This window comes from Pseudoalteromonas sp. McH1-7 (assembly GCF_013366255.1).
GTDB classification, from domain to species: Bacteria; Pseudomonadota; Gammaproteobacteria; order Enterobacterales; family Alteromonadaceae; genus Pseudoalteromonas; species Pseudoalteromonas peptidolytica.
Map to the genome: position 1 here is coordinate 21,234 of NZ_JABWPQ010000031.1, position 18,042 is coordinate 39,275.

15 protein-coding genes and 1 CRISPR repeat array are annotated in these 18,042 nt (G+C 43.4%); of the genes, 12 read left to right on the top strand and 3 right to left on the bottom strand.

Features of this window, described 5'->3' with window-relative positions:
* The first annotated feature begins 24 nt into the window (after positions 1-24).
* Positions 25-2,091 (top strand): winged helix-turn-helix domain-containing protein, encoded by a 2,067-nt coding sequence (locus tag HUZ36_RS18810; RefSeq protein WP_176033679.1) that lies wholly within the window; start codon positions 25-27, stop codon positions 2,089-2,091.
* An 87-nt stretch (positions 2,092-2,178) separates the two neighbouring features.
* Complete coding sequence (locus tag HUZ36_RS18815) at positions 2,179-2,652, top strand: peroxiredoxin (RefSeq protein ID WP_128732424.1); 474 nt, start codon at positions 2,179-2,181, stop codon at positions 2,650-2,652.
* 94 nt (positions 2,653-2,746) lie between these two features.
* Here the strand turns inward: HUZ36_RS18815 and HUZ36_RS18820 are convergent, their stop codons facing one another.
* Positions 2,747-5,515, bottom strand: coding sequence for a methyl-accepting chemotaxis protein (locus HUZ36_RS18820; RefSeq protein ID WP_254879594.1), 2,769 nt, complete (start codon positions 5,513-5,515; stop codon positions 2,747-2,749).
* A 203-nt stretch (positions 5,516-5,718) separates the two neighbouring features.
* On the opposite strand from HUZ36_RS18820, the gene HUZ36_RS18825 reads away from it, so the two are divergent.
* Positions 5,719-6,444 (top strand): YebC/PmpR family DNA-binding transcriptional regulator, encoded by a 726-nt coding sequence (locus HUZ36_RS18825; RefSeq protein WP_125252585.1) that lies wholly within the window; start codon positions 5,719-5,721, stop codon positions 6,442-6,444.
* Positions 6,445-6,510: 66 nt separating this feature from the next.
* Here the strand turns inward: HUZ36_RS18825 and HUZ36_RS18830 are convergent, their stop codons facing one another.
* Positions 6,511-7,326 (bottom strand): hypothetical protein, encoded by an 816-nt coding sequence (locus tag HUZ36_RS18830; RefSeq protein ID WP_176033680.1) that lies wholly within the window; start codon positions 7,324-7,326, stop codon positions 6,511-6,513.
* Between the two features lie 363 nt (positions 7,327-7,689).
* On the opposite strand from HUZ36_RS18830, the gene HUZ36_RS18835 reads away from it, so the two are divergent.
* The 4 genes from HUZ36_RS18835 (at position 7,690) to HUZ36_RS18850 (ending at position 10,039) form a co-directional block, all read left to right on the top strand.
* Positions 7,690-8,616, top strand: a complete 927-nt coding sequence (locus HUZ36_RS18835) for a hypothetical protein (RefSeq protein WP_176033681.1) — start codon at positions 7,690-7,692, stop codon at positions 8,614-8,616.
* Between the two features lie 711 nt (positions 8,617-9,327).
* Positions 9,328-9,549 carry an EF-hand domain-containing protein gene (locus tag HUZ36_RS18840; RefSeq protein WP_128731904.1) on the top strand — a complete coding sequence of 74 codons (222 nt, stop codon included), beginning with the start codon at positions 9,328-9,330 and terminating at the stop codon, positions 9,547-9,549.
* Between the two features lie 47 nt (positions 9,550-9,596).
* Positions 9,597-9,818 (top strand): crotonobetainyl-CoA--carnitine CoA-transferase, encoded by a 222-nt coding sequence (locus HUZ36_RS18845; RefSeq protein ID WP_125252589.1) that lies wholly within the window; start codon positions 9,597-9,599, stop codon positions 9,816-9,818.
* Positions 9,819-9,826: 8 nt separating this feature from the next.
* On the top strand, positions 9,827-10,039 hold the full coding sequence (locus HUZ36_RS18850; protein ID WP_176033682.1) for an EF-hand domain-containing protein: 213 nt from the start codon (positions 9,827-9,829) through the stop codon (positions 10,037-10,039).
* A gap of 112 nt (positions 10,040-10,151) precedes the next feature.
* Here HUZ36_RS18850 and HUZ36_RS18855 read toward each other — a convergent pair whose 3' ends face one another.
* Positions 10,152-10,661 (bottom strand): hypothetical protein, encoded by a 510-nt coding sequence (locus HUZ36_RS18855; protein WP_125252591.1) that lies wholly within the window; start codon positions 10,659-10,661, stop codon positions 10,152-10,154.
* Between the two features lie 252 nt (positions 10,662-10,913).
* Here HUZ36_RS18855 and HUZ36_RS18860 point away from each other — a divergent pair, with 252 nt between their 5' ends.
* The 5 genes from HUZ36_RS18860 to HUZ36_RS18880 all read left to right on the top strand — a co-directional run bounded on the left by HUZ36_RS18860 (position 10,914) and on the right by HUZ36_RS18880 (position 17,921).
* On the top strand, positions 10,914-11,942 hold the full coding sequence (locus tag HUZ36_RS18860; protein ID WP_176033683.1) for an NAD(P)H-dependent flavin oxidoreductase: 1,029 nt from the start codon (positions 10,914-10,916) through the stop codon (positions 11,940-11,942).
* A 229-nt stretch (positions 11,943-12,171) separates the two neighbouring features.
* Positions 12,172-13,134 (top strand): LNS2 domain-containing protein, encoded by a 963-nt coding sequence (locus tag HUZ36_RS18865; protein ID WP_128731908.1) that lies wholly within the window; start codon positions 12,172-12,174, stop codon positions 13,132-13,134.
* A gap of 250 nt (positions 13,135-13,384) precedes the next feature.
* Positions 13,385-14,302 (top strand): esterase/lipase family protein, encoded by a 918-nt coding sequence (locus HUZ36_RS18870; RefSeq protein WP_176033684.1) that lies wholly within the window; start codon positions 13,385-13,387, stop codon positions 14,300-14,302.
* Positions 14,299-15,138, top strand: a complete 840-nt coding sequence (locus HUZ36_RS18875) for a lipase chaperone family protein (RefSeq protein ID WP_176033685.1) — start codon at positions 14,299-14,301, stop codon at positions 15,136-15,138. The genes HUZ36_RS18870 and HUZ36_RS18875 overlap by 4 nt, the downstream gene beginning before the upstream one ends.
* A gap of 313 nt (positions 15,139-15,451) precedes the next feature.
* Positions 15,452-17,126: direct repeats of the CRISPR family, unit length 32 nt; unit sequence GTCGCGTCTCCCGCAGGCGCGTGGATTGAAAC.
* Between the two features lie 354 nt (positions 17,127-17,480).
* Positions 17,481-17,921 carry a hypothetical protein gene (locus HUZ36_RS18880; protein ID WP_176033686.1) on the top strand — a complete coding sequence of 147 codons (441 nt, stop codon included), beginning with the start codon at positions 17,481-17,483 and terminating at the stop codon, positions 17,919-17,921.
* Positions 17,922-18,042 lie beyond the last annotated feature (121 nt).

An 18,042-nucleotide genomic window follows, 5' to 3' on the forward strand; every position in this document is an offset into this window, starting at 1 on the left:
GCATACTTATTCACAGATGAAATCATGCAGCACGACACTACTTTTCAGTTATTAGGCGTAAACATCGATCCTATTGGACATAGTATGTCTAAAGATGGGAAAGTGTGTTGTGTCCAACCAAAGTTTATTGAGGTATTGTCAGTATTGGCACGTGCCTACCCCAACGTAGTAACACGTGAAGAGATCATTGCTCAAGTATGGGATGGCAATCTTTTTGTTGGTGAAAAAGCCTTGACCAATGCTATTTGGCATTTGCGAAAAACCTTCAGAACACTGGATTGTGGCACTGAAAATACAGAAAACGAGGTTATCGAAACCATTCGTAAGTCAGGGTATAGATTAAAAGTTCCTCCTCATTTTGAACCCGCAGCTATTAGCCCTGAGGTACAACCTAATATTGCACAGTTTATAAGTGTCAACAAAGTCATGATGTTGACAACTTTGTGTATTTTAGTCGTCACTTTAATGCTGTATTTGAACAGTGACCGTCCAAACGATGCGCTCGTTGACGTAACCGATTACCCCGGGCGAGAGTTGTTTCCAAGTATTTCTCCTAATGGGCAATTTATGGCCTTTGCATGGCGAAAGCTCGGTGGTCATGCACATCTGTATTTAAAAGATCTTACTCATCCAAACCGTCCTCCTGTTAAGCTCAGCAATGGTAACGAAAATGCGTCTGTTTCGGTGTGGGCGCGAGACAACCAAACGGTATTTTTCATTGCAAAGCAAACGGGTAAGTGTGCCATCAAATCGCTAAATACAGTGACTAAAGCACAAAAAGTGCTCGCAGATTGCCCTGTAAACACGACGACCACACTGACCTACTCGGCAGAAAAAAATCTACTTGGGTTTGTTGCGAAAAAAAGTGAAGGTAGTGGCGGGCAGGTCGTCTTACTTGACTTAACTCATCTGACCGAAACGGTCTTAGATTGCCAGTTGAACTGTCAAGATAGCTATCCTGAAAGTATTGTGATGTCACCCGATGCGTCTAAAATCGTGATCAGTCGCAACTTACCCAATGGTTTAGAAAACCTCTACCTGAAAATGCTGGACTCAGGTCGGGAGATTACGCTTCTACAAGGTCATGATGACTTACGAGGAGTGACTTGGCATCCTACTGACAATTACCTTGTGGTGTCATCTATAGAGCATGGTGCACGTAAAGCATATAAAGTGTCACTTGACGGCAAGATATTGGCCTCGCTACCATTTTCTGGGCTCAGCTACCCAAATTTCAGCGCTTCCGGAGCGCTTTATTTTCATAATTGGGAGATAGATACTTCTATTATGAAACTTGATTTAAGTGCAACTGTAGCAAGCTCCCCATTTCCAATTTTACACTCACAAGTGAGCTTTCGTTACCCTGATTACTCATCAGATTCAGAGCAGTTGCTTTTTATTTCTAATCAGTCTGGCTTTGATGAAGTGTGGATGTCTAACCTCAAAGGTGACGAGCGAGTACAGCTAACCCAATTAGAGTTACAAGCGTTGCATCCAGCATGGTCCAAAGATGGCAGCAAAGTGGTTTTTATCACTAAATCATCGCAGGGGAGTCAGCTCCAGCTACTGGATGTCGCCGACAAGCAAGTGATCCAAATAAAAACAGGTCTTGAGTATCATGGCAAGCCTAGCTGGTCCTCTGACGACAAGCATATATATGTCTCAGATGGCAAAGACATATTTCGAGTGTCAATAGAGGCACATCAAAAGCCCGTGACTAAGTTAACCGCTGGGACGACAGCGATCGAGTACAAAGATGCCTTATACATATACAAAAGTGAACAACAAGAAATGTGGAAAATGGATCTGATGTCTAAAGAACATCAGCATTTATTTACTGGGGCATATTTAGCATCAAGCGCGAGCTGGTCAGTGTCTCGTTCAGGTATCTACTACTTATCTGTTCATCGTGGTGATTTTCGCATTAGCTACTTTGACTTTGCGAGTAAACAACATAAAGACATTATCCGAGTGCCTGAGCGCAGTTTTAGCCGCAGTAGGGGACTGGAGTTTATTGAAACAAAAAACTGGCTATTGTTTACAGGCTATGAGATCCCGCAAGTCGATATAAAGCGTATTGATAGACTCTGATGTTGAGTGAAGCAACACGTTAAGGTTTTCTCGCCTCAAAAGAGACCACTTAATTAAGAACATTGGTATAAATTGAAGGAATTGAAAATGATAGAAGTTGGACAAAAACTACCTCAGGCACAACTGAGCGAGCTCACCGCAGATGGCATGGTTAATCATGATGTCGCTACCTGCTTTGCCGGTAAAAAGGTTGTTCTTTTTGCCGTGCCAGGCGCATTTACACCTACATGCTCAGCTGCGCACCTGCCTGGTTTTGTGGTTAATGCAGATGAGTTTACCGCCAAAGGTGTGGATATTATCGCATGTGTATCAGTAAACGATGCTTTTGTGATGAAAGCGTGGGGTGAAGCACAAAATGCACAAGCCATTATGATGCTTGGCGACGGTGATGGCAGCTTCACAAAAGCAATTGGGCTGGACATGGATACCGGTGCTTTTGGTGGCCTGCGCTCGCAGCGCTACGCCATGGTGATTGAAGATGGTGTAGTGACAAGCCTGAATGTGGAGCAACCAAAACAATTTGAGGTAAGCAAAGCTGAAGTTATCTTAGCTTTGCTCTAGCCTATGAGTTGAGGATAATGAATGTGTCTTAGCTAGCAGTGAGAAAGGCATTAATTAAACCGAACTCAGATCAATTATCCGAATTTCAAGTCACTTACTCATCGTTTAGGTTGTTTAGCTGAAAAAACGCAACTTGGTCGGTGAGTAGTTTAGCTTGATTTTCCATGTGCTTTCCTGAGCGGGAAGTGGTTTCTACTAGCGTCACATTTTGTTGGGTGATGTTATCCATTTGCGCAATCGTGGTGGATACCGCAGAGATCCCATCCGCTTGCTCTTTGCCTGCATTGTCTATCTCTTCGACCATCTGGCTGACATCTGCGATAGACTGCATCAGTTCCTCAAAGGTTACACCAGACTCATACACAAGCTTGCTGCCTTGTGCTACTGCATCCACACTATTTTTAATTAACGACTTAATTTCCCGCGCGGCTGATGCACTGCGCTGTGCTAAGTTTCTGACTTCACCTGCAACAACGGCAAAACCACGACCGGCCTCTCCTGCTCGTGCTGCCTCAACTGACGCATTGAGTGCCAGTAAATTAGTTTGAAAAGCAATTTCATCAATTACGCTAATAATGTCAGATATTTTCGTGCTGTAGGATTCTATTTTTCCCACCGCTGTGATGGCATCATCAATTGATGCTTTACCTGAATGCGCTTTCTCGCTAACAAATGTCGCTTTTTCGGCAGCATGACTGGCGCTATTTGCATTTTTCTTGACGGTGGCAGTGAGCTCTTCCATTGTTGCTGCGGTTTCTTCCAAGCTCGCGGCTTGGTTTTCAATTCGGCTATTTAAGTCTTCGTTATTGCTGGCAATTTGCTTTGCAACATCGAATACTTGCTCAGCGCCGCGATTGATTGTATTGACCAAATCACTCAGCTTATCAAATAAGCCATTCATAGCTTGCTGAAGTACGCTAAATTCGCCATCTAGCGGCACGGTGATACGATGCCTTAGGTCGCCTTGTTCCATCGCGAATATTGCCGCTTTAATACACTCAACAGCTTGTTTTTGAGCCGTAATATCGGTTGCATATTTGACGACTTTAAAAGGTTTCCCTTTTTGATCTAGGATAGGGTTATAAGATGCTTGGATCCAAACATGGTTACCATGCTTATCGTGCCTTAGATATTGCCCTGAGTCGAACTCGCCTCTATTAAGCTTATGCCAAAACGCTTGATACTCGGCACTGTTTGCTTGTTTAGCTGTGGCAAAAAGGCGATGATGCTTACCTTGAATTTCCTCCAGTTTGTAGTGCATGGTGTCAAGAAATAGCTCATTTGCCCATAAAATAGTTCCATCCATTGCAAACTCGATCACCGCTTGTGACTTGCGGATTGCAGCTAATTGCCCTGAAAAGTCGGCATGGCTCAGCTTTTGCTTGGTTATGTCGGTCGCAAACTTGACCACTTTAAGTGGTTTACCTTGCTCGTCCAAAATTGGGTTATAGGTTGCGCTGATCCAGACCTCTTTGCCTCCTTTGGCCAAACGATGAAACTCGCCTGACTCAAACTGTCCTTGCTGAAGGCGTTGCCAAAAGGCTTTATATTCGGTGCTTTGAGCATAGTCTTCTGCAACAAATAAACGGTGATGTTGGCCGATAACCTCTTCTTCTTTGTAACCCATAGTGGATAAAAAGTTTTGGTTGGCTTTTAAAATATTTCCCTGTAAATCAAATTCAATGACGGCTTGTGAACGATTGATCGCCGCAATTTGCCCAGCAGAATCAAAAGAAGCGAGTTTGGTAGCTGTGATGTCCGAGGCGTACTTTATAATTTTGTAAACGTCACCGCTTTCATCACGTATGGGTGTATAGGTTGCTTGTATCCAAAGTGTTTGCCCTGTTTTAGTGACGCGCTTGAATTCGCCTGATTGATGCAGCCCTTGCCGCAGAGCTTGCCAAAAAGCGATATATTGGCTACTTAAAGCCTCATTGTTATCCATGAATATTTGATGGTGTTGGCCTTGTACTTCTGTCAGCTTGTATCCAACGGCATCTAAAAAGAGTGGATTTGCGGTAATGATATTGCCGTTCGGGTCAAACTCAATAACCGCTTGAGTTTGCTCGATGGCGCTGATTTGATGCTGATATGTCGCCTCTTGAAACTTTTGCTCCGAAATATCAATAGCGTATTTTATTATTTTACTCAGCTGATTATTGGCGTTAACGATAGGGGTATAAGTGGCATGTAGCCATACCGTTTTACCGGATTTTGTTTTTCTTTTATATTCACCCTCAAAGCTTTTTGCACTGTTTAGCTGTTGTAAAAACGATTGATAGTCTTCACTTTTGGCATCGTTATCTTCAACAAACATACTGTGATGTTGATTCTGGATCTCAGCTAGCTCATAACCCAGCAAAGATAAAAACTTGTCGTTTGCGGATAAAACAGTGCCATCAACGTTAAATTCAACCATTGCAAACGAAGATGAAAGTGCTTGCAGGCTTGCTCGTGCAGTATTGATAGTGGTGCGGTAATGGCTAATATCTGTTGCAATCAACACAATCCTCCCTTGTGGTGTTTTGGAGAGCTCAAGCAGTAATGGCTTAATTACTTGCTTTGCGGTGTCGAAGGCTATTTCAACGCTAACTTGAGATTGGTTCGCCAATTGCGTAATGGCTTGCTTTAGTGCGCTTTTGTGTTTTGTGCTGCGGCAAATTTGATTGATTGAAGTAAGCTGTACATCGGGTGCATACCCCAATAGCTGCTTAAACCGATTACTGACCTCAATAGTATTTCCTTGATGATCAATCTCAAGGTACGCAGTGGTTTTTTTTATGTGCTGAAAAAGAGGAGCGTCTAGGTCATTGTCCCTTTTTGCCTTTCCTAAGCCAAACATGATCATAACAAACTTACCCATAGTAGGTTATTTAACAGTAGTAACTATAGTGTAGTTATTTAGCTGTGCCACAACATTATCGTATAAGCCAAGCTACTGGCTACTGAGTAAGTGAACCTCTTAAGCTTAACGTGCCGCTAATTACCTACACAGATAATTGGGTATAGCCGTAACTCAAATGTCTTGGTAAAATCTTCGACAATTTTTACAGAACGAGCATTAAGATGGGCAGAGCATTTGAAGTCCGCAAAAACGCCATGGCAAAAACGGCGGCGGCAAAAACAAAAGTAAACTCAAAATACGGAAAAGAGATTTACGTTGTTGCTAAAAATGGCGGCGCAGATCCTGAAACTAACTTGTCGTTACGTCGTTTAATCGATAAAGCAAAAAAAGATCAAGTTCCTGCGCACGTAATCGACAAAGCAATTGAAAAGGCAGCCGGTGGTGCCGGTGAAGACTACACGCCAGCACGTTACGAAGGATATGGCCCAGGTAACAGCATGATCATCGTTGACTGCCTAACAGATAACATGAATCGTACTATCAAAGATGTACGCTTACCGTTTACCAAAACTGGCTCAAACCTAGGAAGTCCAGGTTGTGTTGCGCATATGTTTGATCACTTTGCAATCCTTGGCTTTGCAGGTGATGATGACGAGTCAGTTTTGGAAGCGCTAATGATGGCTGATGTCGATGTGACTGACGTGGAAGTAGAAGACGGTCAGGTATCGGTTTTTGCTCCACATACTGAGTACTTCAAAGCAAAAACTGCATTAACAGAAGCATTTGAAGGCATCACATTTGAAGTGGATGAAATCACTTGGGTGCCGCAAACACATGTAGAAATAGATGATGCAGAAGCGATTGAAACATTCGAAAAGCTAATCAATATGCTAGAAGATGTCGATGACGTACAAAACGTTTATCACAATGCGATCATAAAAAGATAATATCTACGCTTACGTTCAAAGTAGATAGAAGGCCGACATTGTTCGGCCTTTTTATGTGGTGGTAGCTTAGCGTAAGTGTTGGTTCATTGTGTGAGTGCGTATCAGGGCGATAGGAAATAACAACAATAGTGCTTGAGAACTAATATAAATAATCCAATTTACATGTCTGGCAATGGGGAAATACCCTTCGCCATTATTAGCAAAGAGCCAAAATTGTCCGATGATAGCATCAGCAACCATGGCTAGAATAAAGCCAAGGGCAACAGCATAATTTAGTCGCAAGCCAAGACGTAAATTTTGAACCGCTAACCAGCCACCAAACACCGCAAGTAACGCCACCAAAAAGCTATAGCCAGCACTTAAAAGCAATGAATATAAACTTATATTAGGTAAATAGAGTTGGTAATAACTCAGTGAAGACAACACTGCTGCCACGACGATTAATAGCGTAGTTTGGGTGATTGTGAGCGAGAACTCCCGTTTGAGCATTCTAACGAGTAGCCACAGCAAAAGACCATAACCTGATGCAAATAACCAAATTGAGTCAATGAGGTAGTCGTGCTTTATTACGGTATCTTGGCGATGGTAAATCTGTAAGGGGTTAACATTGATGAGATCTCCACCGCTACATAACAGCAGCGCGACCCAACAGAGTTTGATGTCCAAATACAGCGTAGTAGTGCCAACACTCAAGCTAGCTTGCCTAATACGCCATCCCAAGTGTAATAACAGCAGCACTGACACCGCTGGAAGCCACCACTGTAGCAGCGCTTGGTGACTGTGCCACAGTGCACCATTACCAAAGATAGCCATAATAAATGCGATGCCAAGCAAACTTAGGACATGTAATTTATAGTGTTGTTTAGCCAGTATTGGTTCCAATTAAACTCCGTTTTACATTATATCGACTGTGCTGGGGCGTTATGCCAGCTTTAAAGCGCTCTGGTATAAATTAAGGTAAACTTAAAAAACAATATGTTAGCTCACTCCTCATTTAAACTATAGGTATAACCTGAGTCTGGGACAATAACTTGTTATCCAACCGCTGTTATCCCTTGTTATTGCGTTAAACTGGTTTGTAATAGACTAGCTATTGACGCACAAATGTACCTTGTATTAAAAAATAACTTCTTACTCCAAGTTTAGGTTAACTAGACGAAGCTGTATCAATTTACAATACAATCATTTACAGTATTTATCTTGCAGATGTATTACATTGCTACTTTTTCAAAGGGTAACTTGCTCATGTCAAATCTTAAACTCAATATTGCGCTTTCTTGTTCGGTTCTTGCATTAGCTTTTTCTGGGTTTAATGTTATCCAAACAAAGCTAGCGACTAGTCCTGTTGCAACTCAAGTCTATCCTGCACCCGCTTATCAATCTACAGAGCAGGCAACGCAATACCATGTCTTTGCAAGCACAGCGAACGAGCAAACTCAAGATATTGCTGCGCTATTGACCCGAATCGATAAGCTAGAGTCGCGTATACAAGCGCTGTCGATGGAAAAGTCAGAAATGTTGTCTGAACAAGCGCCTCAAGAATTTGAATCTTTGGTGTTTTCGCTAATAGAAAAGCGTGAGCAGCAAAAAATAGCAGAAATGAAAGCAGAGAATCCAATTTATGGGTTTTATGAAGACTTACCTGAAGACTATGAAATGCGGATTAAAACCGATCCTGAGTATGCAAGCCAAGTAAGTAACGAATTAAAACAGAAAATCCTCAATAGCAGTCTACCAGCAGCAGAGCGGTTAGCTGCAATGAGTCAGTTACAAATGAATATGTTTATGCTAAACCGCAATGACTTAGAGCAATATGATTACCAAGCGGTAGAATCCATTCTTAATATGACGCACAGCATGAACGATGAAAAGTTAAGATTACAAGCATTAGAGCTAGTGTCACGCACTCCTATTGTTGATGAGCGTTTGTCACAATCGTTTGTGAAAATGCTTGAACAAGAGCAGAACGATTACGTAAAGAGCTTAGCTGCTGAAGGGCTGATGTCACAATATTTTCAGTCCGGCTCAGACCCTAAACAGCAGAAGAAAATCGCGCAAGATTTGTTGTCTCTTTATGAAAACGCAGCAGATCCAAAGGTCAAAGCAATCTTGAAAAACTTGATGGGTGACGAGCGTATGCTGGAAGAGCTAAAAAGCCAATCTAATGGGTAAAGCGCTGCATTGATACTGATTCGTTGTCTGCCTTAATCCAACGTATCGTCGATGAAGCAAATGTGTTGCCAAATAGCAACACATTTGCCTTTTGTATTTATTTCCTACCAAAAAATCTATCGAATATAGATTAACATTAGCATGAGTGTTTATATCTAGTTGATATTTATGAGCTTATTTTTTTCTATGTTGTAAATTATGTCGATGGCTTTTTCGCTACAATGGTGACAGAACCATTGTTTTGGTGTTTTTTCGGCAAACTTACTTTCCTTTTAAAAGACCTCTTATTGACTATGTCGCTTTTATGCGACAGTTTAATTTTATGAATTACTTAACTTTTTTCTATCTTCTCTGGATTGGTGTTGCCAAATAGCAACAACGCTACTGAATCGACTCTGAATGCGCTCATATAAATAAATTTAACATATTGAAAAATATTGCTTTTTTAATTTTGGCACTAAAGTTGGAATGGCCATAGCGACAGTAATACCAATTTGCTTAATTAAGTGGTCTATTTTGAGGCGAGAAAACCTTGTCGATAACTAGGCAAAAATTTTGATATTTAGTTGTTCTAAATGAGAAATTTTTAACGCTGTTAGCGTCAGATTTACTCCTTCAAATTGAGCAAGTATTAAGTCAAATTGGTATAAGCTTCAACACGCACGGTGGGGAGCAGGCATAACAAGTTTAGTTATTTTAGAGGAATCAAATATGAAAACGTTAGCAATCACATTATCAACTCTTGTACTTTCTTTTGCATCTGTCGCAGCTCATGCCAGCGCAGACTTTGATAAATATGATGCCGATGGGGATGGCTATATTTCTTTAGGTGAGTCTAAAGCGAATCCAAATTTAATGGCGCAGTTTAAAGACCTTGACGCGGATCAAGATGGGCAGTTAAGCCAGTCTGAATTTAACGACTTCAAAGGCTAATAAAAGAGTGTAAGCCAAATTAATTTAGCATGGTAAGGAGAATAGTGATGAAACTTAGAACAGTATGTGCAACAACGATTGGCGTATTAGTGAGCACAATGGCACTTGCGGCGACCTTGTCATTTCAAGATGTAGACAAAGATAAAGATGGTCAAATAAGTCAGCAAGAGGCTTCGATGTCCTCCTCACTACTTGGTCAATTTGAGAAGTTGGATGCGGACAAAAATGGTCAGCTTAGTGCGTCTGAATTTTCTAATTTTAAAGGTTAGGAGGGATCATGAAACCACTAATCACTCTTTGTTTGGCCATTACGGCACTAGGGTCAAGTGCTGTCATGGCAGCCGAGTTTAGCGACTTTGACCTAGACCAAGATGGGTTCATCTCAAAAAGCGAAGCCGCATTATCAGATTCACTCGTGGCTATTTTTGATAAACTAGACAGCAATGAAGACGGTAAGCTGTCTCCACAAGAACTAATACCACTTAATTAAGATAATTGGTTTTAGCCTCTAAGAGTGGAGCACTATGTCATCACTAACCTAGCTGTTTAGCTGAGTTGGTGATGACAAAAAGAACAAAACCTCATGTGAACCACTAGTTAACCTACTCATTAATCCAGCGACGCTCTCTGATCCATATTTTCATTTTAGGAAAACCCGCTTTAGGGCATGTCATTTCCCATGCGTCGAGCAGTGGATAGCCAAGTCCACCGCCGCTCTTAAAGGCATCAATTAAGTTTGAGGATGCCCCCTTATAGCCATCTTGGTGTAGTACGACTTCAATTGGCAATCCAATATGTTGGATTGCGGCCACAGACCAAGCAATTGCTGCCATTTCTTCAGCGTGCATGGCTTGCTTTTCTCTGCCATTTTTTAGTCCGTTTTTATACACATCTTCATGTAGTTGCTTGCGATATATAGGCTCGCATACTGCAATATGGCCGCTTTCATGAAGTATATCACCTGGGTACATGAGTTTATCGGTATCAATATAAAGTGTGCCCATGACAGTTTTTAAACCAGGTAAAAATGTGTCTGCTTCTACTGAGTGGAGTTTGTAGGGTAAGTTTATTTCGCTAAGAAAATCACAGATACGTTGTGTATGCTCGTGCATGGTACATCCTTAAACTGCGCAGTGAGATCTACGAGAGTGTAACTCAAGGCTGCCGCTACGCAAATTACTTTAGATTACAATGCCAAAAACGCAGGAGATGAAGGCACGTATGCGTTAGGTTAAAATCGAGTGCCAACGAGCAAAAAGGTGTCTAATGAACACGGTTGTGTTTTACTATGTTGCTGGCCCCACACAGAGCGTGTTTATAGTGTATGAGCGTATCAGCGCTACGATAAAAACAAGGACTTTATAATGCAGCTTTCTACATTACTTAATATTTCAATTCCTATGATCCAAGCGCCAATGGCAGGCGTGCAAAATTGGCGCTTAGCAGCCGCAGCAAGCAAGGCTGGAATTTTAGGCTCAATCCCATGTGGCATGCTTAACGCAGAGCAGGTGGTGTGTGAAATAAAAAACTTTAGGGCACAAACATCCAAGCCGTACAACCTTAACTTTTTTTGCCATGATATGCCCAAGTTGGATACGCAACAGCAAAGTAAGTGGCTACAAAAACTAGCACCATATTATGCTGAATTTGGCCTAACACCCGACAATGAGGTTGGTGTACTTAGGAGGCCATTTGATGAGGAGATGGCTGAGGCGATTGCTCCTTACAGACCTCCAGTTATCAGCTTTCACTTTGGTTTACCAAAGCCAGAACTGGTGGCAAAGGTAAAGTCTTGGGGAGCGACGATTTTATCTTCAGCAACAACAGTCGAAGAGGGAATTTGGTTGGCAAAAAATGGTGCAGACATTGTGATCGCTCAAGGAATTGAAGCTGGTGGTCACCGAGCAACGTTTACTGAAGCTAAACTTGATGAGCAATTGCAAACAAAACAATTGGTAGCACAGCTGGTTGAGAAGTTACCTATTCCGGTGATTGCCGCAGGTGGCATTGCTTCACATCAAGATGTGTTGATGATGCAAAAACTTGGTGCATGTGGAACACAAGTAGGTACTAGTTTTTTACTCTGTGATGAAGCTGACACCACGCAAGTTCATCGTCATGCACTTAAATCATTAGCTGAGCCTTCTGCTGTGACAAATGTATTTTCCGGTCGACCAGCTCGTGGGATTGAGAATCGGCTAATGCTTGCACTTGATTTTATCTACGAGCAAACACCAAGCTTCCCATACGCATCTGCTGCGTTGACACCTTTACGCGTTGCAGCCGAAAAGCAAGGGAAAGGTGACTTTAGCCCGCTTTGGAGCGGTAGTAACCGACGAGGATGTCAGGAAGTCAGTATCGAAGCAATGGTCGCTATCTTGAATGGAAAGTAATACGTGCTTCTAATGCGATAGAGTTTTCTGGATACAGGCTAATTTAGCAGCGTAGGGTTTATATTTTGGATTAATATTGATTTAACATATTTGACACATTTCGAGTTTATGCTCTAGCGTTTTATGACAGGGCGATGATTATCGTGCCTTGCGCTTTATCACTTGAGAATAGCAAAGTGATCCTCAAGTGATGTATTTGTTATCGACAATAATAAACACGGAGTCGTGCATGAGACATTCTATTTTAGCCGTTGCGTTATTCGCTTCATTTTCTTCACTAGCAGCCCCAAAGTGTCCCAACATCAGTGAGCTAGAAACACAGTATGCTGCCCCTAATATGGAAAAGCGCAGCTTTTCTAATCACTTTAATAAGTATTTATCTTGGCTACCGAGCTACCATATGGTGCATGATCAAGTAACAGCAAGTGGTACCGTAACCCAGATCACCGCAAAGTTTGATTATGGTAGTATCACCCATAAAGATTTAGAGTTTGAAGCTGTGGAGTTTTACTATCGCAGTGAGTCAGACTCGAACTGGCATTATCTTGGGGAGCAAACGACAAATGGCGATGGCAAGGCCTTTATTTCTTTGCCAGCGCTACCTGCAGGACAGTATCGTATATACGCTGGGGTGCCCGCTGACGGTACTGGGGCGCAGGGTTATGTCACCGTGGTAGAGCCTGGGACTCAAGCTGTGTTGTTTGATATTGATGGCACCTTAACAGAGTCCGATGCGGAGCAAATCGGCGACTATACAGGAATAGATCACGCCTCACCAAAAGACGGAGCATACGATCTAGTCCGTCATTATTTAGATTTGGGTTATCAACCTGTATTTTTGACGGCGCGCGTATATTGGTATGCAAAAGGGACACGCGGTTGGTTAAATTGGATGGGCCTACCGCAAGGGTTTTTGCGCACCTCTTTGAGTAACGAAACCAGCTTATTCAAAACGGCTGAGTATAAAACCGCTGAAATTAATCGCCTAGAAGCACAAGGTATAGAGGTCGTGCGCGCCTACGGTAATGCAAAAACAGACGCTGAAGCTTTTATTAAAGCAGGGATCCCAGCATCGCAGGCTTTTACCATAGGTGCTGATGCAGGGCATTACGGTACAACGCCGATTACAGGAAATAGCTATCGTGTTCATCTTGATGGCTTGGCAACCTATCCGCATGCAGATTGTCAATAAACGCTGATCCCGAAGCTTGGATGAGCCAGCTTGCTTCTTATCCAAGCTTCATATAGACAATAAACCAGCAGCAACAATTTAAAGTGTAGATATTCAGTTACTAATTTTCTCATTCTGCATCCTTTTTATATTTACATTTGTTTACCTTTGATTCATTAAAATTTCATTTAACACATCATTCTGGCTTGACCTCTGACCATTGTCCTCTACAGTTGTATTGTTATTAAATTGTAACAATTGGAGCAAGTACATGAAAAGGTTAATTCTTGGCGCCCTATTTGGGGTATTGGCAATCGTGGGATCCCCCGCGCATAGTGAAGAGCAGCTAACATATCCGGTGATATTAGTGCACGGGTTGTTTGGCTTTGATAATTTGCTGGGTGTAGATTATTTCTATCGCGTCCCGCAAGTTATTCAAGAAGAAGGTGGTCAGGTATATGTTGCACAAGTATCTTCTGCCCATAATTCAGAATTGCGTGGCGAGCAGTTGTTGGCGCAAGTCGCAATAGTGAGAGCATTAACAGGGCAAGAAAAAGTTAATTTAATCGGCCACAGCCAAGGTGCACAAACTATCCGCTATGTGGCCTCGGTAAAACCTGAGTGGGTAGCGTCTGTAACCAGTATCGGTGGCGTTAATTGGGGCAGTCGATTTGCGGATGTGGTGCGTGGTGGCGTTGATAGTGGCTCATTCTCAGAGCAGTTTTTAGCTTCCCTTGCTAACGCGCTTGCAGGACTAATTGATTTACTGTCAGGTAAGTCAGGCGCACCAAAAGACGCGCTAGAAGCACTCAGCGCCTTAACAACAGCAGGAACCTTGGCATTCAATCAAAAATATCCTGAAGGTGTGCCGAGTAGCTACTGCGCTGAAACACAAAGCCTAGCCAGTAATGGCGTACATTATTTTTCTTGGAGTGGCAGCAAAGCATGGACGAATGTTTTTGACCCTGCCGACAATGCTTTAGCCTTGTTCTCACAAGTATTTGATGAAGCCAACGATGGTTTGGTGTCGGCTTGCTCTAGTAATTTAGGCCAAGTGATTAATAACCAATTCAAAATGAACCACTTAGATCAGGTAAACCAAACAATTGGCATTCACCATCTGTTTGAAACTGATCCATTAACAGTTTATAGACAACATATCCGCCGCTTGAAGGCATTAGCACTATGAAAAAGTGGAGCCTGCTGCTTATCGTATTTCTGAGTATGTTACTGATTTTTACTCAGCAGCAACGGTCAAGTCATTTCCCCCAGTTAGTGACTGCACCTGCTCTTAAATACGAACAGAGTAAGGCTCCACAATCTATCAATTCGGTATCTGTGAGTGCTGAGTGCAAGCCTTTCAGTAAAGAGGATAAATATCTAATCGATGACTGGCTTTTTGCATTACAGAATTTACAAGAAGTTGAGCAGTGGGCTGATCACCTAAGTTTATTGCCTGAGTGCCTTCATCAAATAGCTGGTAGATATGTGGAGTTTAAACAAGCATTAGGGCAAGTGGATGAGCAGCTTAATTTGTCAGAGCGGCTTGAGCAATTGCACGCCTTACAGCGTCGTTTTTTTACCAAAGAGCTAATTGTGCTGTGGTTTGAGGAGGATAACGCATGGGATAGGCAAACAGTGAACCGTTGGCAGATTTTATCAGACACTCGCTTAAGCGATGCGCAAAAACAGCAACTTATAGAAGCAAATATCAGTCAGCTTTCAAAGCCCGAGCAGTCTTTGTTTCGTGCGACGGCGCAGCTTCATGATTTACACGCTAACCTCAAGCAACGAAGTTACAACGAATTAAGTGCTGATTTTGGTGATGACGTTGCGATGCGTGTGCTTGAAGTAACACAGCAAGACCTAGATTGGCAGCAAAAGCTGCACACGTTTCAAGCGCAAAAACAAACCATTTTAGCCGAGTATGGTAATACCCCAATGGCAACAGAGCAGATTGAAGCCCTATTAATAAAGAGTTTTACTGAAAATGAACGCAAGCGAGTGGCCGTATTGACCAAATGATCCATGCTGATAGGCACAAAGCGTGTTGTAGCGTGCGTTGTTAGCTGTACTGACAAATTATTGCTGTATATAAGTCGCGATTGACAGGGGTTAAGTTTTTTACATAGTGTATGGTATAAAATATGAAGTCGATTAAATCGCTAGGGCAGCGTACTCATCAAAACCCCAGGGATCTAGCGATTTTATAAGTTATTTAAAAATATGGAAAAATTCCTTTTTTGCGCCAGTTAAACGGGCCTTATACCCCATTTAATTGACAGTTAGCGGAAAACAGCAATCCGTGCTAGGGTTGTTGTGCCTTGAAAGCAAGGCAGTCGCGTCTCCCGCAGGCGCGTGGATTGAAACATTACTAAAAGTGTTGGTGCATATAGAGCAAACAGTCGCGTCTCCCGCAGGCGCGTGGATTGAAACTTGTTCGCCACAACCTCTAGCTGCATCTTGAGCGTCGCGTCTCCCGCAGGCGCGTGGATTGAAACTGCAATTGTGTCTATTGCTTGCTGATCTGCTTCGTCGCGTCTCCCGCAGGCGCGTGGATTGAAACAGAATATACAGCTTTGAAACTGCTTTTAGTGGGGGTCGCGTCTCCCGCAGGCGCGTGGATTGAAACTTTGTCCGTTATTAAATAGATTTTCATCGGGTAAGTCGCGTCTCCCGCAGGCGCGTGGATTGAAACTCAGTCCAAAAGCAAAAGCGTAAAGAGCAAGGCAGTCGCGTCTCCCGCAGGCGCGTGGATTGAAACTCAATCGATGTAAGAGGCGCTGAAAGTCCGAACAGTCGCGTCTCCCGCAGGCGCGTGGATTGAAACATTTAAGATATGTCCAGAGCCGCTACTATCTAATGTCGCGTCTCCCGCAGGCGCGTGGATTGAAACGGCCTATTAATTTGCCATTGGTAGTGTTGACGAGTCGCGTCTCCCGCAGGCGCGTGGATTGAAACAATTGCGTCTATATGTGATTGGTTTAGCGTATTCGTCGCGTCTCCCGCAGGCGCGTGGATTGAAACAAAGCGCCCTACTCAATGAGGACGCAACACTATTGTCGCGTCTCCCGCAGGCGCGTGGATTGAAACTACTTTGCGCTTGGCATCATAGCTAGTTAACGTAAGTCGCGTCTCCCGCAGGCGCGTGGATTGAAACAACTCTTCCTTGAATGTGTCTTTAATCCATTTCGTCGCGTCTCCCGCAGGCGCGTGGATTGAAACTGGTGCGCGGGCTGCTATGACTTCGCTGGCAAGGTCGCGTCTCCCGCAGGCGCGTGGATTGAAACCTAGTGTGGTTAGCATATCTTTGCCTCCAATTGGTCGCGTCTCCCGCAGGCGCGTGGATTGAAACATGTCCATACAGGACACTAGAATAAATACAAAGGTCGCGTCTCCCGCAGGCGCGTGGATTGAAACATCAGATACAAAGCGCCTAAAACAACTAGACCAGTCGCGTCTCCCGCAGGCGCGTGGATTGAAACATGGCAGTATTATTGAGTTGAGTTAACGCCTCATGTCGCGTCTCCCGCAGGCGCGTGGATTGAAACCAGTTCCTGGCGAACCAGTGCCGCAATAGCTTGGTCGCGTCTCCCGCTGGCGCGTGGATTGAAACAACATAAACCAGTAGTTGTCTTACGGGATAACAAGTCGCGTCTCCCGCAGGCGCGTGGATTGAAACAGGCGCAAAAATCAACCTGAAGCATCAAAACTTTTGTCGCGTCTCCCGCAGGCGCGTGGATTGAAACCATTCTTACCACCTGTCACCGGGCCAATTGTCACAGTCGCGTCTCCCGCAGGCGCGTGGATTGAAACTGATCCGCGCACTATAGGTGTTTTTGAGAAATATGTCGCGTCTCCCGCAGGCGCGTGGATTGAAACTGCTGATACCATCAACTAATAGAGTTTGATTTTGTCACGCCTCCCGCAGGCGCGTGGATTGAAACGAAATCCAATCTAAACAGCGCGTTTTCTATGCGAGTCGCGCCTCCCGCAGGCGCGTGGATTGAAACCACGCCACGGAAAATCGACCAGTGCAATGTAGGGTCGCGCCTCCCGCAGGCGCATAAGGTTATTTTCATTTGAGAGCTAGCATAATAAAGGAATAAAGCTTTAAACTTTTTGCCTAAGTCACATATCAAGATAAGGTGTAATACCAATTTGACTTAATACTTGCTAAATTTGAAGGAGTAAATCTGACGCTAACAGCGTTAAAAATTTCTCATTTAGAACAACTAAATAGCAAAATTTTTGCCTTGCCTACAGGACGTAGGTACCTCGGCGTGAGCAGGACGCGGAAGCGGTGTTATCGACAAGATTTTCTCGCCTCAAAATAGACCACTTAATTAAGCAAATTGGTATAACAAATGAGAATTGAACCAGATTTATGGCAACTATACTTGGATGTGTATTTTAGACCAACACGGCCACTGCGCTTTGAAGCTTCAGGGGCGATTATCAGCCTCTGGAATCCTAGCGGTGAGATACAAAGTGCAACTAAGAATGAGCGGCTTTCACGATTTTGGCAAGGGGCTTTACAGCGTGCCAATAGGCCTTATCAATTGCTTTGGGGCGGTGATAAACCCATGTTATACCGAGAGCTGAGTGTTTTTATCCGTTGCGATCTGGCTTTAGCGTTTAGGTGGGCTTCGCGGTTGGATCAGCTAGGGTTTTATTATGTGCAACAGGATAAACAGCTACGTCTCTATAATAGCTGGGACATTACACAAACTGAATTGGTAACAGGTGAAATGCAAACGCGTCTGTGTTTTACCTCTTTGCCTAGAACCAATTTGGCGTTGCAATAATTTGAGTCAGCGCTTGGCGTGTAACTTAGCTTTGCCGACAGGCGCAGGTCTTGTTGCCAGAGTAGGGCTAAAGCCTCAGGCTAGATACAACAGGGTCTAGTGTAGACCCTGTTGAGTGAGC